Annotated in this window: 18 protein-coding genes; 10 read left to right on the top strand and 8 right to left on the bottom strand. The window is 66.7% G+C overall.

Features of this window, described 5'->3' with window-relative positions; translation table 11 throughout:
• Positions 1-215: MazG nucleotide pyrophosphohydrolase domain-containing protein (locus QNJ67_20430; protein ID MDJ0611353.1), on the top strand; the 215-nt coding region annotated here is incomplete at its 5' end.
• Between the two features lie 45 nt (positions 216-260).
• Here QNJ67_20430 and QNJ67_20425 read toward each other — a convergent pair.
• Complete coding sequence (locus QNJ67_20425; protein MDJ0611352.1) at positions 261-1682, bottom strand: ATP-binding protein; 1422 nt, start codon at positions 1680-1682, stop codon at positions 261-263.
• A complete protein-coding gene (locus tag QNJ67_20420) occupies positions 1679-2404 on the bottom strand; it encodes a response regulator (protein ID MDJ0611351.1) in 726 nt (241 codons plus the stop codon). Before QNJ67_20420 ends, QNJ67_20425 begins: the two co-directional genes overlap by 4 nt.
• 176 nt (positions 2405-2580) lie before the next feature.
• On the opposite strand from QNJ67_20420, the gene QNJ67_20415 reads away from it, so the two are divergent.
• Positions 2581-3096 (top strand): EF-hand domain-containing protein, encoded by a 516-nt coding sequence (locus tag QNJ67_20415; protein ID MDJ0611350.1) that lies wholly within the window; start codon positions 2581-2583, stop codon positions 3094-3096.
• A 342-nt stretch (positions 3097-3438) separates the two neighbouring features.
• On the top strand, positions 3439-4227 hold the full coding sequence (locus QNJ67_20410; protein MDJ0611349.1) for a heme-binding protein: 789 nt from the start codon (positions 3439-3441) through the stop codon (positions 4225-4227).
• A gap of 60 nt (positions 4228-4287) precedes the next feature.
• On the opposite strand, the gene QNJ67_20405 is transcribed toward QNJ67_20410, so the two are convergent.
• The 3 genes from QNJ67_20405 to QNJ67_20395 form a co-directional block, all read right to left on the bottom strand.
• On the bottom strand, positions 4288-5163 hold the full coding sequence (locus QNJ67_20405) for an NAD(P)-dependent oxidoreductase (protein ID MDJ0611348.1): 876 nt from the start codon (positions 5161-5163) through the stop codon (positions 4288-4290).
• Positions 5164-5300: 137 nt separating this feature from the next.
• Positions 5301-7076, bottom strand: coding sequence for a sulfoacetaldehyde acetyltransferase (gene xsc, locus QNJ67_20400; GenBank protein MDJ0611347.1), 1776 nt, complete (start codon positions 7074-7076; stop codon positions 5301-5303).
• A gap of 181 nt (positions 7077-7257) precedes the next feature.
• Positions 7258-8394 (bottom strand): diaminopropionate ammonia-lyase, encoded by a 1137-nt coding sequence (locus QNJ67_20395; protein ID MDJ0611346.1) that lies wholly within the window; start codon positions 8392-8394, stop codon positions 7258-7260.
• 178 nt (positions 8395-8572) lie between these two features.
• Here QNJ67_20395 and QNJ67_20390 point away from each other — a divergent pair, with 178 nt between their 5' ends.
• On the top strand, positions 8573-9718 hold the full coding sequence (locus tag QNJ67_20390; protein ID MDJ0611345.1) for a citrate/2-methylcitrate synthase: 1146 nt from the start codon (positions 8573-8575) through the stop codon (positions 9716-9718).
• 4 nt (positions 9719-9722) lie between these two features.
• On the opposite strand, the gene QNJ67_20385 is transcribed toward QNJ67_20390, so the two are convergent.
• The gene (locus tag QNJ67_20385) at positions 9723-11195 is read right to left on the bottom strand and encodes a PLP-dependent aminotransferase family protein (GenBank protein ID MDJ0611344.1); all 1473 of its coding nucleotides are present in this window, start codon (positions 11193-11195) and stop codon (positions 9723-9725) included.
• A 167-nt stretch (positions 11196-11362) separates the two neighbouring features.
• On the opposite strand from QNJ67_20385, the gene QNJ67_20380 reads away from it, so the two are divergent.
• The 6 genes from QNJ67_20380 to QNJ67_20355 all read left to right on the top strand — a co-directional run bounded on the left by QNJ67_20380 (position 11363) and on the right by QNJ67_20355 (position 17571).
• The gene (locus tag QNJ67_20380) at positions 11363-14266 is read left to right on the top strand and encodes a molybdopterin oxidoreductase family protein (GenBank protein ID MDJ0611343.1); all 2904 of its coding nucleotides are present in this window, start codon (positions 11363-11365) and stop codon (positions 14264-14266) included.
• On the top strand, positions 14263-15003 hold the full coding sequence (locus tag QNJ67_20375; GenBank protein MDJ0611342.1) for a 4Fe-4S dicluster domain-containing protein: 741 nt from the start codon (positions 14263-14265) through the stop codon (positions 15001-15003). The genes QNJ67_20380 and QNJ67_20375 overlap by 4 nt, the downstream gene beginning before the upstream one ends.
• A gap of 13 nt (positions 15004-15016) precedes the next feature.
• Positions 15017-15955 (top strand): dimethyl sulfoxide reductase anchor subunit, encoded by a 939-nt coding sequence (locus tag QNJ67_20370; protein ID MDJ0611341.1) that lies wholly within the window; start codon positions 15017-15019, stop codon positions 15953-15955.
• Between the two features lie 12 nt (positions 15956-15967).
• Positions 15968-16585: a methyltransferase domain-containing protein gene (locus QNJ67_20365; protein MDJ0611340.1), complete on the top strand. Its 618-nt coding sequence runs from the start codon at positions 15968-15970 to the stop codon at positions 16583-16585.
• Between the two features lie 20 nt (positions 16586-16605).
• Positions 16606-16986 carry a RidA family protein gene (locus QNJ67_20360; protein ID MDJ0611339.1) on the top strand — a complete coding sequence of 127 codons (381 nt, stop codon included), beginning with the start codon at positions 16606-16608 and terminating at the stop codon, positions 16984-16986.
• A gap of 75 nt (positions 16987-17061) precedes the next feature.
• Entirely contained in the window at positions 17062-17571 is a 510-nt protein-coding gene (locus QNJ67_20355) for a hypothetical protein (GenBank protein ID MDJ0611338.1), read from the top strand.
• Here QNJ67_20355 and QNJ67_20350 read toward each other — a convergent pair.
• Complete coding sequence (locus QNJ67_20350) at positions 17525-18526, bottom strand: FAD:protein FMN transferase (protein MDJ0611337.1); 1002 nt, start codon at positions 18524-18526, stop codon at positions 17525-17527. The two genes, QNJ67_20355 and QNJ67_20350, sit on opposite strands and share 47 nt — an antisense overlap.
• A partial coding sequence (locus tag QNJ67_20345) for a nitrous oxide reductase accessory protein NosL (protein ID MDJ0611336.1) occupies positions 18523-18801 on the bottom strand: 279 nt, incomplete at its 5' end. The genes QNJ67_20350 and QNJ67_20345, both read right to left, overlap by 4 nt.

Raw genomic sequence — 18801 nt, 5'->3', positions numbered from 1 at the left:
ACCGGTTAGAGGACGAACTCGGCGACCTGCTCTTCGTCGCGGCCAACCTGGCCCGTCATCTGGGCATCGATCCGGAAGCCGCCCTGCGCCGCGCCAACGGGAAATTCGAACGGCGCTTTCGCCAGGTCGAAGCCGCCTTTCCAGACGGCCTGAACGGGGTCTCGCTCGACGCAATGGAAGAGGCCTGGCAAGCGGCCAAGAAAAACGGCGCGTGAGCGCAAGACAGCACGCTCTGGTAGAGACGCGAATCGTTACGACGACTAGCCTCTCGGCAGAAACACGGTAACGCGCAGGCCGCCTTCCGGGCGGTTCTCCAGGGTGAGTTCGCCGCCATGGGCGCGGACGATGGAGCGGGCGATGGCCAGTCCCAGTCCGATGCCGCCGGTCTCGCGGCTGCGCGATTCCTCGAGGCGAACGAAGGGCGCGAAGACCCGTTCGAACTCGGCCTCCGGGATCCCTGGCCCATTGTCCTCGATCCGGATCCTGTGGCCGTCGGCCGCCGTCTCGAGCGAGACCCCTGCCCGCTCACCGTAGGTGAAGGCGTTCTCGATCAGGTTCCGGAGCGCGCGCTTCAGGCCGGTCGGGCGGCAGGCAAAGGGCGTCTTGTCTGCGCCCGAGAAGGTGACGGGCTTGCCCATCTCGGCGAAGTCGGCGCAGAGGCTCTCGACGAGAGCGGCCAGGTCGACCGGCCGGGTCGCCTCCTGCGAGACCTCCTCGCGGGCGAAGGCCAGGGTCGCCTCGGTCATGCGCTGCATCTCCTCGAGGGTCTCCAGGAGCTTGTCCCGCGTCTCCGGGTCGTCCACCAGCTCGGCCCGCAGGCGCAACGAGGTGATCGGCGTGCGCAGGTCGTGGCTGATCGCCGCCAGCAGCGTGGTGCGGTCCCGGATGAAGCGGGACAGCCGTTCCTGCATCTGGTTGAAGGCAAGAGTGGACTGCCGGATCTCGCGGGGGCCGGTCTCCGGCAGGGGATCCACCGACTCGCCGCGGCCGAGGCGTTCGGCGGCCAGGGACAGCGCGGTCAGCGGACGGGTTATCCGCCGCAGCATGAGAATCACGACGACAAGGATAACGCCGGCCATCAGCGCCATGGAGAGTATGCTCGGCCAGGCCCAGCGTATGGCCCGCGGGCGAAGCCTGGTCACCACGTTGAGCCAGTCGCCGTCGGGCAGACGGAGCGAAATGGCGAGGCTGCGGTCATGGCGATGGCCGCCGCGCCAACCGTCATCGTCGTCTTCGTCGTAGTCTTCGCGATCGTCGTAGTCTTCGTGTTCGTCGTCGCGGGATCTGTGCCGAAGTCGGTCGTAGTGGCGTTCGCCGAGGAACTGGACGCGTACCGAGTTGCTCGCGTAGTCGGGCAGAACCTGCTTGAAGTTGTCGGTGATCCATCGAGTGCGCCAACCGCGGCCCGAGTCTTCGAGCACGCTCTCCGGCGTTACCCAGAACTGAACGCGCCGCGAACTTGCGGCACGGAGCATGCGATCGCGACGCTCGGGCGGCCTGTCTTCGATCAGGCGCACGACCGCGGCCGTCCGCTCCACAAGGCCGAATTGCAGTGCACCGCTTATGGCTTGGCGGCGTTCGTCCGCAAAGATCAGAAAGGCCACGAGCTGGGTCAGAAAGAGACCGGCAAGCAAGAGGGCAATCAGCTGCCCGCTCAAGCTCTTCGGCAGGAGGCGCTTCACGCCACCTCCGTCACCTCGGCGGCGAAGACGTAGCCGCCGCCCCAGACGGTCTTGATCAGGGCCGGGTTCTTCGGGTCGCGCTCGATCTTCTTGCGGAGGCGGCTCACCTGGTTGTCGATCGCACGGTCGAAGACCTGCGCCGCACGCCCGCTGGTCAGGTCGAGCAACTGATCGCGGCTGAGGACCATCCTGGGCCGGCGAAGGAAGGTGAGCAGCAGGCGGAACTCCGCGGTGCTGAGCGGCACCGCCACCCCGTCCTCGGCCGCGATTTCTCGCCGGTTGAGGTCGAGCGTCCAGCGGTCGAAGCGAAGCAGTCCGCCCTCCTCCGCGTCGCGCGGCGGCGCCGGCAGGGCCTGGGCGCGGCGCAGGACCGCCTTGATCCTGGCGAGCAGCTCGCGCGGGTTGAAGGGCTTGGTGACGTAGTCGTCGGCGCCGATCTCCAGGCCGACGATCCGGTCGGTCTCTTCGGCCATGGCGGTCAGAAGGATGACCGGGATATCGGTGGTCTCCCGCAGGTGGCGGCATAGGGCGAGACCGTCCTCGCCGGGCATCATGATGTCGAGCACCACGAGGTCGATCGCGCCGGCCTTGAGCACCTTGCGCATCTCCTGGCCGCCGGCCGCCAGGCTGACCCTGAGGCCGTTCTTGGCCAGGTACTTGGCCAAAGGCTCGCGGATGTCGCGGTGATCGTCCACGACCAGGACGTGCGGGGTCGTTTCCATGGTCTGAAGATAGCTTTCGGGGATCGGGGGCCGCAGGAAAAAGTGTAACCAAATGTATCGATGTCGGGCCCTAGCATGGATCGCGACAATCAGAGGGTCCCCTCGACAAACTCCTGCGACATCCCCGCCCTACCTCATTGGGCAACGGCAATCGCAGGAACTCAGGAGGTTCTTAGATGAAACGACATGCCAAGATCGCCGTGGCCGTCGGCGCCATCGCCCTGGTGGGTATCGCCGCCGTCGCCACCACCACCCAGGCGCACCGGAGCTACCATAGTGAATACGGCTACCACGGCGGCAAGAGCCATCACGGCAAGGGACGCCACGGCGGCGGGCTCCGCGCCATGATGATGGATCGCTTCGACGTCGACGGGGATGGCAAGATCAGCCGGGCCGAGATCGACCAGGTCCGGCAGGAGAAGCTCCGCGAGTTTGATGACGACGGCGACGGCAGCTTGAACCTTGCCGAGTTCGAGGAGCTCTGGGTCGACTTCATGCGCGAGCGGATCGTCGACCGCTTCCAGGATTTGGACTCCGACGGTGACGGTCAGATCACGGCGGAGGAAATGGACAAGAAGGTGTCGCGAGCCTTCGCGCGCATGGACCGCAACGAAGATGGCGTGATCGACAAGAGCGACCGCAGGCGTCATCACCGTGACGACGATGATCATGACGACGACGAGCGCGACTAACGCTCCACGACTTGATACTCGTAATAAGTGAAATACTCCAGTTGTTCGAACCAAAGCCGGTAGGACATTCAAGGCCTCTCAGCCCGAGAAAAGCAAAGTTCTCAGCCACGGGAACTTTGCTTTTCAGGCCCAATCCCTCGTAGAAAACGGTCTCTGCGCCCCCAAGGTCCGTGCTTCATTGGAACCAGGCACCCTGACGTCTGCGGTTTCGTTGTGGCAATTGCCACACCTGAAACGCGAACTCTCGAATATCGTAGCTCTGTCGCGCGGCCAGGATCGCTGGCCATTTCTGAGCGACCTTGGGGGGCGACACATCTTCAATCATTCTTTTGGAGACCGATTATGAGCAGATCATTCCTATCGAATGCTCTGGCCGCTGCGGCCATGGGCGCTGTGGCTGTTGCGGCCACGCCGGCCTTTGCCGACGGCGGCGGCTGTCCCGTTTCTCACGGCGACCTGCAATCCGAGCTTAGCGCCGTGACCGGGTCGCTCGCCAACGGCGGCCTGGGCAATGATATGTGGGGTACGGTCGTGGATGACGAGGGCGAGGTCTGCGCGGTCGCGCGCACCGGTCCCCTGGGCGATCAGTGGCCCGGCAGCCGCGTGATCTCGGCGCAGAAGGCCAACACCGCCTACTCCTTCAGCCTGGAAGGCAACTATCCGAACCTCCCGACCGTGGGACGGGCGCTGGCCACCGGCAACCTCTACGGGCTCGTACAGCCGGGCGGCAGCCTTTTCGGTCTGCAGTTCAGCAATCCGGTAGACCCCAAGAGGGCCTACAAGGGTGACTTCGAGGACTATGGCACCAAGGACGATCCTCTGGAGGGCAAGCGAGTCGGCGGAGTCAACGTCTTCGGTGGCGGGCTTGCGCTCTACGACGCGGACGGCAATCTCGTCGGCGCGATCGGCGTCAGTGGCGACACGTCGTGCGCCGACCACATCATTGCCTGGCGGGTGCGGGACGCACTCTTACTGGATAATATTCCGGGCGGTGTCGGTGACGGCGGCGTGAACGACAACCTTATTCTCAACAATCCGCCGGAGCCCAATACCTTCCAGCATCCTTCTTGCGGTTTCGGTGAGGACCCCATCATCAACAACTTGGCCATGACCAACCCGATCGGCCCGTAAGGTCCACAGCCAACCAGCCTTGCGCGGCGGCCCCTCAAGGGGCCGCCGTTGCGGCTTGGCTTAGTCGTTGGCCAGCAGGTGCATCAGACTCGAGGTGTCCCAGCGCTTGCCGCCACGCGCCTGGACCTGGGCATAGAACTGGTCGACCAGGGCGGCCACGGGCAGGCGTGCGCCGTTACCGCGGGCCTCCTCGAAGCAGATCGAGAGGTCCTTGCGCATCCAGTCGACCGCGAAGCCGAAATCGAACTCGCCCTTGCACATGGTCGAGCCCCGGTTGTCCATCTGCCAGGACTGGGCCGCGCCCTTGCCGATGACAGCGAGCACCTTCTCCATGTCCAGGCCGGCCCTCATGCCGAAATTCATGCCCTCGGAGAGACCCTGGACCAGCCCGGCGATGCAGATCTGGTTGACCATCTTGGTCAGCTGCCCGGCGCCCGGCGCGCCCATCAGTGTAACCGCCTTGGCGTAGCAGTCGGCGACCGGCGCAGCCTTGTCGAAAGCCGCCTGGTCGCCGCCGCACATGACCGTGAGCTGGCCGTTCTCGGCGCCAGCCTGGCCGCCAGAGACGGGGGCGTCGATACAAGCGATGCCCTTTTCCTTGCCGGCCGCGTAGAGCTCGCGCGCGACATTGGCCGAGGCCGTGGTGTTGTCGACGTAGATGGCGCCCGAGGCGAGACCCGCGAAGATACCGTCGTCGCCGAGCGTCACGCTGCGCAGGTCGTCGTCGTTGCCGACGCAGGAGAAGACGATCTCCGCGCCCTCGACGGCCGCCCTGGGAGTGGTTGCCATCGCGCCGCCGTGCTGCTCGACCCAGGCCTCCGCCTTAGCCGTGGTCCGGTTGTAGACGGTGACGTCGTGTCCGCCGGCCTTGAGATGGCCGGCCATGGGATAGCCCATAACGCCGAGCCCGATGAACGCAACCTTGGTCATATTGATCTCCCCGATGAATTCCGGCGCGCAGACTACTCAGTCCAACCCGCGCCCTCAAGATGGCCGGCGGTCGCTGAGCCTTCCAGAAAAGATCGGGGCGGGCCGCAGCACAGGCGACCCGCCCCTTCGGCTCCCTGGAACGGTCAGATGCCCTGCTGCGGGCGCATGTCGTCGCGATTGATGCCGGCAACTTCAACCGGCGCCTTCATGGCGTCGCGCCGGAAGGGCTCGCCGAGCTCCTGGTTGAGCAGGACCTCGATGAAGGTCGTCACGCCGTCCTTCTGCGCCTTGCAGGCCTGCTCGAGTGCGCCGGTCAGCTCGGTCTGGGTCCTGACCGTGACGCCCTTGAGGCCGCAACCCTCGGCCACCTTGGCGTAGCTCAAGTTGGGGTCGAGCTCGGTACCGACGAAGTTGTTGCTATACCAGAGGATCGAGTTGCGCTTCTCGGCGCCCCACTGATAGTTGCGGAAGATTACCATGGTGATCGCCGGCCACTCCTCGCGACCAACCGAGGTCATCTCGTTCATCGAGATGCCGAAGGCGCCGTCGCCGGCGAAGCCCACGACGGGCGTGTCGGGACAGCCGATCTTGGCGCCGATGATTGAGGGGAAGCCGTAGCCGCAGGGACCGAAGAGGCCCGGCGCCAGGTACTTCCGACCCTCCTCGAAAGTCGGATAGGCGTTGCCGATAGCGCAGTTGTTGCCGATGTCGGTCGAGATGATCGCGTCCTTCGGCAGGCCGGCCTGGATCGCCCGCCAGGCCTGGCGGGGCGACATGAGATCGGCATCGCGGTCGCGCGCCTCGACGTTCCAGGTGGTGCCGGGATCGTCGTCCTCGTGGTCCATGCTGGAGAGCGTCTGCAGCCAGGCCGACTTGGTCTGATGGATCGTGGCCTTGCGCTCCTCGCGGCTGGCGTCGCCGGCCGTCGGGGCCAGCTGCTCGAGGATCTGCCTGGCGACCAGCTTGGCGTCGCCGCAGATGCCGACCGTGACCTTCTTGGTCAGGCCGATGCGGTCGGAGTTCATGTCGACTTGGATGATGGACGCGTTCTTGGGCCAGTAATCGATGCCGTAGCCCGGCAGCGTCGAGAAGGGATTGAGCCGGGTGCCCAGCGCGAGGACAACGTCGGCCTTGGCGATCAACTCCATGGCCGCCTTGGAGCCGTTGTAGCCGAGCGGCCCAACCGCCATGGGGTGGCTGCCCGGGAAGCTGTCGTTGTGCTGATAGCCGCTGCAGACCGGGGCGTCGAGCCGCTCGGCCAGAGCCTTGGTCTCGGGAATGGCGTTGCCGATGACGACGCCGGCGCCCGAGAGGATGACCGGAAACTTGGCCTCGGACAGCAGCTCGGCGGCCTTCGCCACCGCCTGCGCGCCGCCTGCCGGCCGCTCGAGACGGACGATGGGCGGCAACTCGATGTCGATCACCTGGGTCCAATAGTCTCGCGGCACGTTGATCTGAGCGGGAGCGGAGCCGCGGATCGCCTTCTCGATCACCCGGTTGAGCACCTCTGCGATCCGGGCCGGATCGCGCACCTCTTCCTGGTAGCAGACCATGTCCTTGAACAGGGCCATCTGCTCGACCTCTTGGAAGCCGCCCTGGCCGATGGTCTTGTTGGCCGCCTGGGGCGTGACCAGCAGCATGGGCGTGTGGTTCCAGTAGGCGGTCTTGATCGGAGTCACGAAGCCGGTAACGCCCGGGCCGTTCTGGGCGATCGCCATGGCGATCTTGCCGGTAGCCCGTGTGTAGCCGTCGCAGATGAGACCGCCGTTGGTCTCGTGGGCGACGTCCCAGAAGGTGATCCCGGCCTTGGGGAAGAGATCGGAGATCGGCATGAAGGCGGATCCGATGATGCCGAAGGCATGCTCGATCCCGTGCATCTGGAGGACCTTCACGAAGGCCTCTTCGGTGGTCATTTTCATCTGAACGCGCCCTTCCTTGGTGTTCGGTGCAAACTAGGCCATCACACGCGCGACAAACGCCGCCCGTCTGGCGGCGGCGGACGCGTGGCTCTGTTCTCCACTCAGACTGGCCCAACTGGCCCTCCCATCATAGAGCCAGAACCCGAAAAACCTTCATACCAGGACCTGGCACCGCAGGGCGTCAGGCGCTTGCCACCGCCTCGGCCGGACGGCCGACGATCGCCTCGTAGAGCGCCGGATCGGTCGCGCCCTCGGTGCCGAAAACCAGGAGCTTGCTGTCGGATCCGAGGCCGAGGTCGTCGCGCATGGCCGGATCCTGGCGGGCCGCAAGGGCGCCAGCGAGACCAGCCACGGCCGACTCCCCGGCGACGATCGGCGGGTCGCCATCCTGGCCTTCGGCCAGACGGCGCATCAGGAAGCGGGCCGACTCGTCGTTCACCGTCATGAAGCCGTCGGCCCCGGCCTCCAGGATCTCCCAGGCCAGCTGCGAGACCTCCCCCGCGGCGAGACCGGCCATGACCGTATCCAGGTCGCCCGGGACAACGGCTGGCCGGCCGGCCTCGGCGCTGGCGTAGAGGCAGGCGGCCGTCTCGGGCTCGACCACGACGAAGCGCGGCCGTGTCGGACCGTGGCGCCACCAGAAGGGGACCAGGATCGCCGCCGCCAGCCCGCCGACGCCGCCCTGCACGAAGACGTGGGTCGGCGCCGCGGGCAGCTGAGCGATCGCCTCCTCGGCCATCACGGCGTAGCCATGCATCACGTCTCTCGGAATCTCGCGGTAGCCTTCGTAGGAGGTATCCGAGACCACGAACCAGCCGTTCGCCACCGCGTCGGCGGCCGCCTGGCGCACGGAATCGTCGTAGTTGCCCGCGACCCGGCGGACCTCGGCGCCGAAGGCCTCCATGGCCTGCTTCCGGCCCTCGCTGACCGTCGCGTGGATGTAGATCATGGCGCGGCAGCCGCAGGTCCGGGCGCCCCAGGCGACGGAGCGACCGTGGTTGCCGTCGGTCGCGGTGCAGACCGTGATGTCCGACCCGCGGTTCCCCACGAGGCGCCGCACGGCGTAGGCGCCGCCCAGGGCCTTGAAGCTGTTCAGCCCGAAGCGCTCGGCCTCGTCCTTGTACCAGACGGCGCCCAGTCCGGCCTCCCGGGCGAGGCCCGGCAGAGACCGCAGAGGCGTCGGGGCGTAGCCCGGCCAGGACGCGATCTCGCGCCGCGCCGCTTCGTAACCCTCGGCATCGAGGATGGCCGACAGCGCCGCGTCGTAGGCTCGGTCCGACCGGGGCCGGGCGATCAGTCGGGCATCGAAGGCGGTCACGGCAGTCATCCTCGGACAGGGTGGCGGGCGGAAGACCAGGGAACGATAGAGCGACGGCCGCGGCAAGGGGAAACCCGCGCCCGGGTCCCGGCGGCTTGCCAAGGTCCGGGCTCTTTGACAGCATGCGCCGCCTCGGCGCGCCGATATTTCACTGCCGTTTTTTCCGGAGACACAGAGCATGGCCGAAGATAGCGAAGCGGTGACCATTCACCGCGGCCTCAAGGGAGTCTACGTCGACACATCCCAGGCGACCTTCATCGACGGCGCGGCCGGCGAGCTGCGGTATCGGGGCTACTCGATCCACGAGATCGCCGAGCACTCGACCTTCGAGGAGACGTCCTTTCTGCTGATCTACGGGGAACTGCCGACGGCGAAGGCCTTGGCCGCCTTTGACTCCGAGCTCAAGGCGCATCGAAAGCTGCCCGCGCCGATCTACGACCTGATCCGCACGATCAAGGACGGCCATCCGATGGACGTCCTCCGCACGGCCGTTTCCGCCCTGGCCGCCTTCGACCCCGACGTCGCGGACACCAGCCCCCAGGCCGCACTCCACAAGGGCCTTCGCCTGACTTCCCAGGTGCCGATGATCGTGACCGCCCACGAGCATATCCGGAACGGGCGCGAGCCGGTGCCGCCCAGTACGGATCTCGGCCACGCCGCCAACTTCCTTTACATGATGACCGGCGAGAGGCCGAGCGCCGACGCTGCGCGCCTGCTCGACACGGACTTCGTGCTCCACGCCGAGCACGGCTGCAACGCATCCTCCTTCACGGCGCGGGTGGTGACCGGCACCAACGCCAACATCCACGCCGCGGTCACGGCGGCGATCGCCGCCCTTTCCGGTCCGGCCCACGGCGGCGCGGCCGAGGACGTCATGCGGATGGCCAAGGAGATCGGCGAGCCCTCCGGGGCCGAGGACTACGTGATCCGGAAGCGGGAGAAGCGCGAGCCGGTCACCGGCTTCGGACACCGGGTCTACCGGGTCGAGGACCCGCGCGCACGCCATATCCGCGACGGCGTGAAGCGGTTGTCCGAGGAGACCGGCCAGCAGCAGTGGTACGAGATACTCGAGGCGGTCGCCAAGGCGATGAAGCGCTACGCGCCTCAGGGGATCCACGTCAACGTGGACTTCTACTCCGGCGCCGCCTACACGCTCTACGGCATTCCGGAGGACCTCTTCGTGCCGATCTTCGCGATCGGCCGGGTGCCCGGCTGGACCCTTCAGGTCCTGGAGCAGCTCGAGAACAACGTGCTGATCCGCCCGCTCCTGCTCTACGAGGGCGCGGCGCCGCGGCCCTATCAGGCGATCGCCGACCGCGGCTGAATCGTCACCGATCGTCCCGGATCAGGCCGGCCAGCTTCTCGATGCCGGGGGCGATCCGCTCCGAGGCGATCGAAGAGAAGCCCAGGCGGAAGTAGTTGCGCGGCGGCTTGGGCGCGTGAAAGAAGACGCTGCCCGGCTCGATCACGATACCCTCGCCGAGCGCCTGGCGCGCCAGCACGTCGCTGTCCAGGCTCTCCGGACCGCGCACCCAGAACGAGGTGCCGCCGAAGGAGGGCGTGGTCGCGCTGTCCGGCAGGTAGCGCGCCAGGGCCGCTCCCATGGCCTCCCAGCGGTCGTGGTAGGTCCGCTGCAGGCGCTGGACCAGGGCGTCGTAGTAGCCGCCGGCGATGAAGAGCGCCACGGTGCGCTGATTGTTGGTCGGCGGGTGCCGCAGCAGCATGCGGCGCAGGGCGCGCAGCTCGCGGATCAGGTCCGCCGAGGCGACAAGGTAGCCGGTGCGCAGGCCCGGCGCCAGATGCTTGGAGAAGGAGCCGACGTAGATCACGTTGCCCGCCATGTCCATCGACTTCAGCGCTGTCGTTGGCTTGCTTACGAAGTTGGTCTCGGCCTCGTAGTCGTCCTCGATCACGAAGAAGTCCTGCCTGGCCGCCTGGTCGAGCAGTGAGACACGGCGCTCCAACGGCAGGGTCACGGTGGTCGGCGACTGGTGGCTGGGCGTCACGTAGACCGCGTCGCAGCGCTCGAGCTCGCGGCCGACCGTCAGGCCCTCGCCGTCGACCGTGATCGGCTTCAGGCGCGCGCCGGCCATGGTGAAGATGTGCCGCACGTCGACGTAGCCCGGGTTCTCGACGCCGAGCACGAAGTCGGGTCCGGCCAGGAGCTGCGCGATCAGGTAGAGCGCGTTTTGCGCGCCCATGGTGATCAGGATCTCGTCGGGCGCCGCCTTGATGCCGCGGCGCGGCAGCACCCGGGTGCGGACCTCCTCGACCAGCAGCGGATCGTCCTCGTCGAAGCTGTCGTCGGCCCAGCTCTTGATCGACTGCACGCCCAGCGCCTGACGCGAGCAGATGCGCCAGGCCGCCGTCGGGAAGAGGCTGGGATCGGCCTGGCCGTAAATGAAGGGATAGGGATAGCGCTGCCAGTTCTTGGGCTTGGTGATCTGGAGCTGCTCCGACGGCCGGAAGCGCAGCCTCGGCCACCAGTCCACGGCCTCGCGCCCGCCCGCCGGCTCGGCCAGAGGCTGCCCGGCCTCGACCGGTCGGCCGACCAGCTCGGTATTGACGAAATAGCCGATCCGCTCGCGCGAAATCAGGAAGCCCTCGTCGGCCAGGGCCTGGTAGGCCAGCACCACGGTGTTACGCGACACCCCGAGCGACTGGGCCAGGCGGCGGCATGACGGCAGGGGCTCGTCCGCGGCGAGCCGGCCGTCCAGGATCGCGTCGACCAGGTGACGGCGGAGCTGCGCCTGCAGGCTCACGTCGCCGTGGTGATCGACCGGGAAGATCAGGTCCCGCATGCTTGGCCTCAAGCAATCCCTGCAACTGGCCCGTGACCGGGCCGGGCCCCGATTCTAAGGTGCCGACGTCTGGGGAACAAGCGGACCACCCCCATGATCTGGCCTGTCATGCCCGGCCGTAAGTGTCTAGATTGCGGCCGCAGGGTGCTAAAGGGGTCGAGTTGGGGATGACGAGTGAGAGGCAGGTAGGGAACGGCGACCCGCGGGTCGAGACCTCGCCGAAAGTCGGCGATGAGGTGAAGTGCACGACCTGCTACATGTGCGCCTGCCGCTGCGGCATCAAGGTCCACCTCCAGGACGGCGAGATCCGCTACATCGAGGGCAATCGCGACCACCCGGTGAACAAGGGCGTGCTCTGCGCCAAGGGCTCCGCCGGGATCATGAACTACAAGTCCCCGGCCAAGCTGTCCAAGCCCCTGAAGCGGGTCGGGCCGCGCGGCTCCGGCGAGTTCGAGGAGATCGAGTGGGAAGAGGCGCTCGACACGGCCGTGGCGTGGCTGGCCCGCTGCCGGGCGACGGATCCTAAGAAGCTCGCATTCTTCACGGGACGCGACCAGAGCCAGTCCCTGACCTCTTGGTGGGCGCAGCAGTTCGGCACGCCCAACTTCGCCGCTCACGGCGGATTCTGCTCGGTCAACATGGCGGCCGGCGGCCTCTACACCATCGGCAGCGCCTTCTGGGAGTTCGGCGAGCCGGACTGGGAGCACACCAAGTACTTCCTCATGTTCGGCGTCGCCGAGGACCACGACTCCAATCCCATCAAGACGGGCCTCGGCAAGCTAAAGACCCGGGGCGCAAAGTTCCTCTCGGTCAATCCGGTGCGCACGGGCTATTCGGCCATCGCCGACGAGTGGATCGGCATTCGGCCCGGGACGGATGGCCTCCTGGTCATGGCCCTGATCCACGAGCTCCTGAAGGCAGGCGCCATCGACGAGGAGTACCTTGTCCGCTACACGAACGTGCACTGGCTGATCATCGACGAGCCGGGCGCGGACGACCATGGCTGGTACATCCGCGACGAGGACGGCACGGCCTTCTGCTGGGACGGGGAAAAGCAAGAGATCGCACGGTCGGATTCCGTGGCTGCCAAGCCGATCCTGGCGGGCCGGGTCACCCTGCCCGACGGACGCAAGGCGGTGCCCAGCTTCCAGCGCCTTGCGGAGCGTTATCTGGACGAGGCCTACGCGCCGGAAAGGGTCGCGGAGACCTGCGGCGTCCCGGCGGCAACCATCCGGCGCATCGCGGCGGAGCTGGCGCGGGTCGCCTTCGAAGAAGCCATCGAGCTCCCGATCCGGTGGACCGACTGCTTCGGCCGCAGGCACGACAAGGTGGTCGGCAGGCCGGTCGCCATGCACGCCATGCGCGGCATCTCGGCCCACAGCAACGGATTTCACACCTGCCGGGCGATCCACATCCTGCAGCTGCTTCTCGGTACGATCGATGTGCCCGGCGGCATGCGCTACAAGCCGCCCTACCCGAAAGCACTCTACTCGCTTCCCAAACCCTTCGGCCGGAACCGGGAGGTCAAGCCGAACACGCCCCTGGCCGGTCCGCACCTGGGCTTCCCAATGGCGCCCGAGGAGCTGCTGATCGACGAGGACGGCAAGCCCCAGCGTATCGACAAGGCCTTTTCCTGGGAGGCGCCGCTCGCCACCCATGGCCTCATGCACATGGTGATTCACAACGCCTGGAAGGGCGATCCCTACCCGATCGACACGCTGTTCTTCTACATGGCGAACATGGCCTGGAATTCGTCGATGAATACGGCCCGGACCATGGAGATGCTGACCGACAAGGATCCGGAAACCGGCGACTACAGGATCCCTAGGATCATCTATTCCGACGCCTTCTACTCGGAGATGGTGCCCTACGCCGATCTGATTTTGCCGGACACCACCTATCTCGAGCGCCACGACTGCATTTCGCTCCTGGACCGGCCGATCAGCCACGCCGATGCCGCGGCCGATGCGATCCGCCATCCCGTGGTCCAGCTGGACCGCGACGTTCGGCCGTTCCAGACCGTCCTGCTCGACTTGGGCGCGCGCCTGGGCCTCCCGGGCATGGTCAAGGAAGACGGCAGCCCGCTCTACCCCGGCGGTTATGCCGACTACATCGTGAATCATCAACGTCGTCCGGGTCTGGGACCGCTGGCCGGCTGGCGCGGCGCGGACGGGTCCGAACAAGGAACCGGCGCACCCAACCCCGATCAGCTGGACCGCTACATCGAGAACGGCGGGTTCTGGACTTACGAGATCCCCGAGGAACACAGGTACCACCGCTACGCCAATCAGGGATACCTGGACTGGGCCTTCGAGATGGGCTTCATCACCAACAAAAAGCAGATCGTGATGAAGATCTACTCGGAAGCCCTGCAGAAATTCAAATTGGCGGGGCAAGGCCACGGCGTCATTCAGCCCCCGGAGCGGGACCGCGCGCGAATCGCCACGTACGCCGATCCCCTGCCAATCTGGTATGCGCCCTTCGAGGAGGGCATGGTCGATGGCGGCGAGTTTCCGATGCATGCCATCACGCAGCGGCCGATGCAGATGTACCATTCCTGGGGCTCGCAGAACGCCTGGTTGCGCCAGATCACCGGCGAGAACTGGCTCTACATCAACCGGAAAAGGGGCGAGGAGCTCGGCATCGCCGACCGGGACTGGGTCTGGGTCACCAGCCACAACGGCCGGATCAAGGTTCAGGCCAAGCTGATGGACGGGGTCAACCGGGACACGGTCTGGACCTGGAACGCCATCGGCAAGCGGCCGGGCGCCTGGAACCTGGACCCCGAGGCCTCGGAGGCGACGCGCGGCTTCCTCCTGAACTACCTGATCTCGGAACTGCTGCCGGCGGACGGCGAGAGTTACCGCTATTCGAATTCGGATCCGCTGACCGGACAAGCGGCCTGGTTCGACCTGCGAGTCAGGATCGAGCGGGCGGCCGATCACGAACAGGGCGAAATGGAGCCGCGATTCGAGCCGACCCAGAGACCGCCCAATCTCGCGCCGGCGCCGGAGATCCTGCGCTACGGCGAGAGCTTCCGCCAAAGCCGGGAACGGGAGCCGGCGGAATGACGTCGCTCCCCGAGAAGACAAACAAGAAGCTGGGCCTGGTGATCGACCTGGACATCTGCGTCGGCTGCCACGCCTGCGCCGTAAACTGCAAGGAGTGGAACACAGGCGGCCACATGGCCCCGCTGACCGACCTGAACCCCTACGGCAAGGGGCAGGACGGGGTCTGGTTCAATCGCATCCACAGCTACGAAGTCGAATGCGAAGGCAACCAGGCCAACATGACCGTGCATTTCCCGAAGTCATGCCTTCATTGTGAGGACGCGGCCTGCGTGACCGTTTGCCCGACAGGTGCGAGTTACAAGCGGGCCGAGGACGGCATCGTCCTCGTCGATGAGGACAAGTGCATCGGTTGCAAACTTTGCTCCTGGGCTTGCCCCTACGGCGCGCGAGAGTTCGACAGCGACCAGGGAGTTATGAAGAAGTGCACGCTCTGCATTGATCGGATCTACAACCAGAACCTCGAGGAGGTAGAGCGCGTGCCGGCCTGTGTCTCGACCTGCCCCGCCAATGCGAGACACTATGGTGATTTGAGCGATCCGAATTCCGAGGTCTCCAGGTTGGTCGCGGAACGCGAGGGCTACGACCTCATGCCGGAATTGGGCTACAAGCCGACCAACAAGTATCTGCCGCCGCGTCCGCGGACGGACTCCAGCCCAGGCCGGGCCCCCGAAGCCTCCCCGGCGCCGGAACCGGAGAACCGGCTCCTGCGGTGGCTTGACCGGGCGCTGTCGCGCTAGGGAGGGCGCAGCTTTGCATCCGGCGTTCTCGGTCATCTTCTTCACTGTGTCCTCCGGCGCCGGCTACGGACTGCTGTTCCTGCTCGGCCTTCTCGTGCCTGCTGGACTGATCCCGGTCGAGCGATGGCTCGGCCTGGCCGCCATGGCGGTAAGTCTCGGTTTGATCACGCTCGGCCTCCTATCTTCGACCTTTCACCTCGGGCACCCGGAACGGGCTTGGCGCGCCTTTAGCCAGTGGCGCTCGTCCTGGCTGTCCCGGGAGGGCGTCCTGGCGCTCATCACCTATTTGCCGGCGGCGTTGTTCGGCGCCGGATGGGTATTCCTAGACAGTGTCTGGGCCTGGGCCGGTGTCGTCTCGGCGCTCGGTGCGGCAGCGACGGTCTACTGTACGGCGATGATCTATGCGAGCCTCAAGACGATCCGACAGTGGCACCATCGCTGCACCGTTCCGGGCTATCTGCTCTTCTCCGTCGCTGTGGGCGCGCTCTGGCTCTGCGCGATTCTCGCGCTGTTCGGTCGGACCGCGGACTGGCAGGGCCTCTTGGCGGGCCTGCTCCTGGTTCTGGCCTGGGCGGTGAAGTGGTCTCATTGGCGGTCGGTCGACCGTGAAGCCGCGCGCAGCAGCCCGGAAACGGCCACGGGTCTGGGCCACCTGGGCAAGGTGCGGATGTTCGAGTCGCCCCATACCGAGGAGAACTATCTCCAGAAAGAAATGGGTTTCCGGATCGCCCGCAAGCACGCCGACAAACTGCGCCGGCTGGCGCTGCTTTTCGGTCTTGCCGGGCCGATCTTCTTTCTACTGGTCGCCGAGATGTTTGCCGGATGGCCGTCGGTTGTGCTCACCCTGCTGGCCCTGGCCTCGGGCATGCTCGGCGTCCTGATCGAACGCTGGCTCTTCTTTGCGGAAGCCACCCACACGGTGACGCTCTATTATGGAGCCGAAGCAGCCTGAGCGGGGTTGGCGATGGGCTTCTATCAGGACCGCGTCGTTCCCTTCCTTCTGCACCACGGCATGAAGGACCAGAAGCTCGCCCGATTGCGCCAGCGGGTGGCGCCCCATGCCGGCGGCAGGGTGCTCGAGATCGGCGTCGGATCGGGCTTGAACCTCCCTTTCTATAGCTCTGATGTTACGGCTCTTTTCGGCATCGACCCATCGCCGCCTTTGCTGGCTCGCGCGCGCCAGGCAGCCAGCGGCTTCCCCTTCCCCACTTCGCTGCATGAAGGCAGTGCCGAGGCCCTGCCCTTCGACACGTCAGACTTCGACTGCGTGGTCACGACCTGGACGCTCTGTACCATCCCGGATGCCGCGCGGGCCCTGGCCGAGATCCGGCGGGTGCTCAAGCCCGACGGCCGGCTGCTCTTCATCGAGCATGGCCATGCGCCGGACCCCCGCGTCGCGGCCTGGCAGGACCGGCTCAATCCGCTCTGGCGCCGCGTCGCCGGCGGCTGCAACATGAACCGGCCGATCGACCGCATGATCGGGGACGGCGGCTTTCGGATCGAGCGCCTGGAGACCGGCCACCTGATCCAGGGGCCCAAGCCGCTGACCTTCCTGTTCGAGGGCGTGGCGCAGCCCCACTGACGAGAACACGCGAGGAGACCATGACCCGCCGGAACATCTCCCAGGGCTCGCCCTTCGAGCAGCAGATCGGCTATTCGCGCGCCGTCGTCCACGGGAGCACGGTCTACGTCGCCGGTACGACCGGCTTCGACTATACGACCATGACCATCTCGGACGACGTCGCCGAGCAGGCCGAGCAGTGCCTCAAGAACATCGGCTGGGCGCTCGAGCAGGCCGGCTGCGGCTTCGAGGACGTGGTGCGGGTGCACTACATCCTGCCGGACGCCGCCAACTTCGAGCCCTGCTGGCCGGTGCTGCAGAAGTACTTCGGCGCGGTCCGGCCGGCCGCCACCATGTTCACCGCTGGCCTCCAGGACCCGCGCATGAAGATCGAGATCGAGGTGACGGCGGTGAAGCCCTAGGGCATGCGCCGCAGCGCGCTGATCCTGGTCCTGGCGGTTGCGACCATGGCGGTCCCGGCTCAGGCGGCGGCGCCGATGACCTGGCAGGTCGAGAAGCTGCGCGATGCGGCGACCGGCCTCCGGTCGTGCCACGTTCGCTCGCTCGGCGGTCACGTCACCGCCGTCCTGGCCGAGGCCTCGCCGTCCGCCTCGCCCGCGTGGTCCGTGCGGATCGGCTTCGACAACCGCCCCGGCTCGCTGCGCTATCTGCGCGTCGGGCGCAGCATTCATCAGACCGACGCGGCGTCCTTTCGCGGGCCGGAGGCAAAGGCGATCGTCGAGCGCCTCAAGGCGCCCGGCGAGTTCGTCTTTGAATGGGAACTGGGGTCCGGTGCGAATAAGCAGGGCGGTCTTTTCCTGACAGGCGACTTCGCGGAAAAGGCCGCGGTTTGCGAAGATTGGATCGCCGGCCGCCGCGCTCGGAATGTCCGCACAGCACCCAACTTCGGGCTTTCCGGTCCGTCCTCGGGCTATGGATCCGCTGCTTCGATCGCGCCCCTCATGCCGAGAGTTCCAGGACTTCGCCGTTGGCCAGCATCGCCGTGACCGCGAGGTTGCGCCGTTGTTCGATCAGCCGAGCCAATCGGTCCTGGTCGAGATGGAACAAGCCTGTGGAAAGGGCGTCGGCCTCGGTCGCGGTTGGCGCGCTTACCGACAGGCTGAGATAACGGTGGGAACTGCGCCCTTTGGCAGGGTCGAAAAGGTGGTGGTGGCCCCCCGAATCATCGAAGCGGGAGCCGTGGCCGGCCGAAGTCGCCAGGGCCGCGTGCTCCAGATCGAGCGTTTCGTAGAGTTGCGCCCTCTGCCGCGGGTCTTCGAGACCGATGGACCAGCGCCGTCCCGCCGGGTGTCGGTCCAGTGCCCGCAGCTCTCCGAGATCGATCAAGCTGTGGCCGAGGCCTTCTCGGCGAAACAGGTCCGCCACCCGGTCGGTGATGTAGCCCTGGGCGATGCCGTTGAGAGTGATCGCCATTCCCGGCTTCTCGAATGCGACGCGGGCGGAGTCGAAGGAAACCGCCTTGAAGTCGACCCGCGTCAGGGTCTCGGCGATGGCGGCCGCACTCGGTCCGCCCGCCGCGGCGCTCGTTCCCGTGAAGTGCTGTGCATAGAGCCGCCACAGCGGCTGCACCGTTATGTCGAACGCGCCCTCCGTGATTTCGCCGTAGCGCCGCGCCTCGGCCAGCAGACGAAGCAGGTCGAGCGGCGGAGCGTGGAGAACGCCATCGCGGTTCAGGCGGGAAACCGCCGAGTCCGGACGGTAGAGACTGAAGACCCACTCGAGGCGCTCGATCTCGTCGAGGGCCTGCCGGATCAAGCTTCGGCCGCGTTCCGGGTCGGGGTGCGCGAGCCTGATGGAGGCGCGGGCGCCGAGCGCCGTGCCCTGCCAGGTCTGGAACTCGATTCCCGCGCCGCCTGAGCTCTGACGAAACAGGCCGAGACCGGTGGCTGCGGCGGCGATGCTCAAGAACCGCCGCCGGCCGGCGAGCAGCTGGTGCGTCATTGGTGGGCCTCCTGAGTGTCGTGCCGGGCGTGTCCTTTGTCGTGTCCCGCCGCATGCCGGTGCGCGGGGGAATCGTGCTGCTCGTGGCTTACCCCTGAATCGTCGCTATCCGGGACCTCGCCGAGAACGGCGTCGGCCGGAATATCGGCGAAGGCGACTACGGTGCCGCCATGCTCGGCGATGAAAGCCTCGGCCGCGGGCCGCTCTGAGAAGGGGACGGTCTCGGGCGCGCCCATGCCGCCCCGCCGTCCGCTGCCGATCACGTACCAGGCGGC

It is taken from the genome of Kiloniellales bacterium, from assembly GCA_030064845.1.
Classification (GTDB): domain Bacteria; phylum Pseudomonadota; class Alphaproteobacteria; order Kiloniellales; family JAKSDN01; genus JASJEC01.
Note: the sequence above shows the minus strand (reverse complement) of the source record. Positions and strands in the feature narration are given on the sequence as shown.

Coding starts and splice junctions, on each gene's coding strand:
- QNJ67_20420 (MDJ0611351.1), bottom strand. CDS start 2,404: ATGGAAACGACCCCGCACGTCCTGGTCGTGGACGATCACCGCGACATC.
- QNJ67_20415 (MDJ0611350.1), top strand. CDS start 2,581: ATGAAACGACATGCCAAGATCGCCGTGGCCGTCGGCGCCATCGCCCTG.
- QNJ67_20410 (MDJ0611349.1), top strand. CDS start 3,439: ATGAGCAGATCATTCCTATCGAATGCTCTGGCCGCTGCGGCCATGGGC.
- xsc (MDJ0611347.1), bottom strand. CDS start 7,076: ATGAAAATGACCACCGAAGAGGCCTTCGTGAAGGTCCTCCAGATGCAC.
- QNJ67_20390 (MDJ0611345.1), top strand. CDS start 8,573: ATGGCCGAAGATAGCGAAGCGGTGACCATTCACCGCGGCCTCAAGGGA.
- QNJ67_20385 (MDJ0611344.1), bottom strand. CDS start 11,195: ATGCGGGACCTGATCTTCCCGGTCGATCACCACGGCGACGTGAGCCTG.
- QNJ67_20380 (MDJ0611343.1), top strand. CDS start 11,363: ATGACGAGTGAGAGGCAGGTAGGGAACGGCGACCCGCGGGTCGAGACC.
- QNJ67_20375 (MDJ0611342.1), top strand. CDS start 14,263: ATGACGTCGCTCCCCGAGAAGACAAACAAGAAGCTGGGCCTGGTGATC.
- QNJ67_20365 (MDJ0611340.1), top strand. CDS start 15,968: ATGGGCTTCTATCAGGACCGCGTCGTTCCCTTCCTTCTGCACCACGGC.
- QNJ67_20360 (MDJ0611339.1), top strand. CDS start 16,606: ATGACCCGCCGGAACATCTCCCAGGGCTCGCCCTTCGAGCAGCAGATC.
- QNJ67_20355 (MDJ0611338.1), top strand. CDS start 17,062: ATGACCTGGCAGGTCGAGAAGCTGCGCGATGCGGCGACCGGCCTCCGG.
- QNJ67_20350 (MDJ0611337.1), bottom strand. CDS start 18,526: ATGACGCACCAGCTGCTCGCCGGCCGGCGGCGGTTCTTGAGCATCGCC.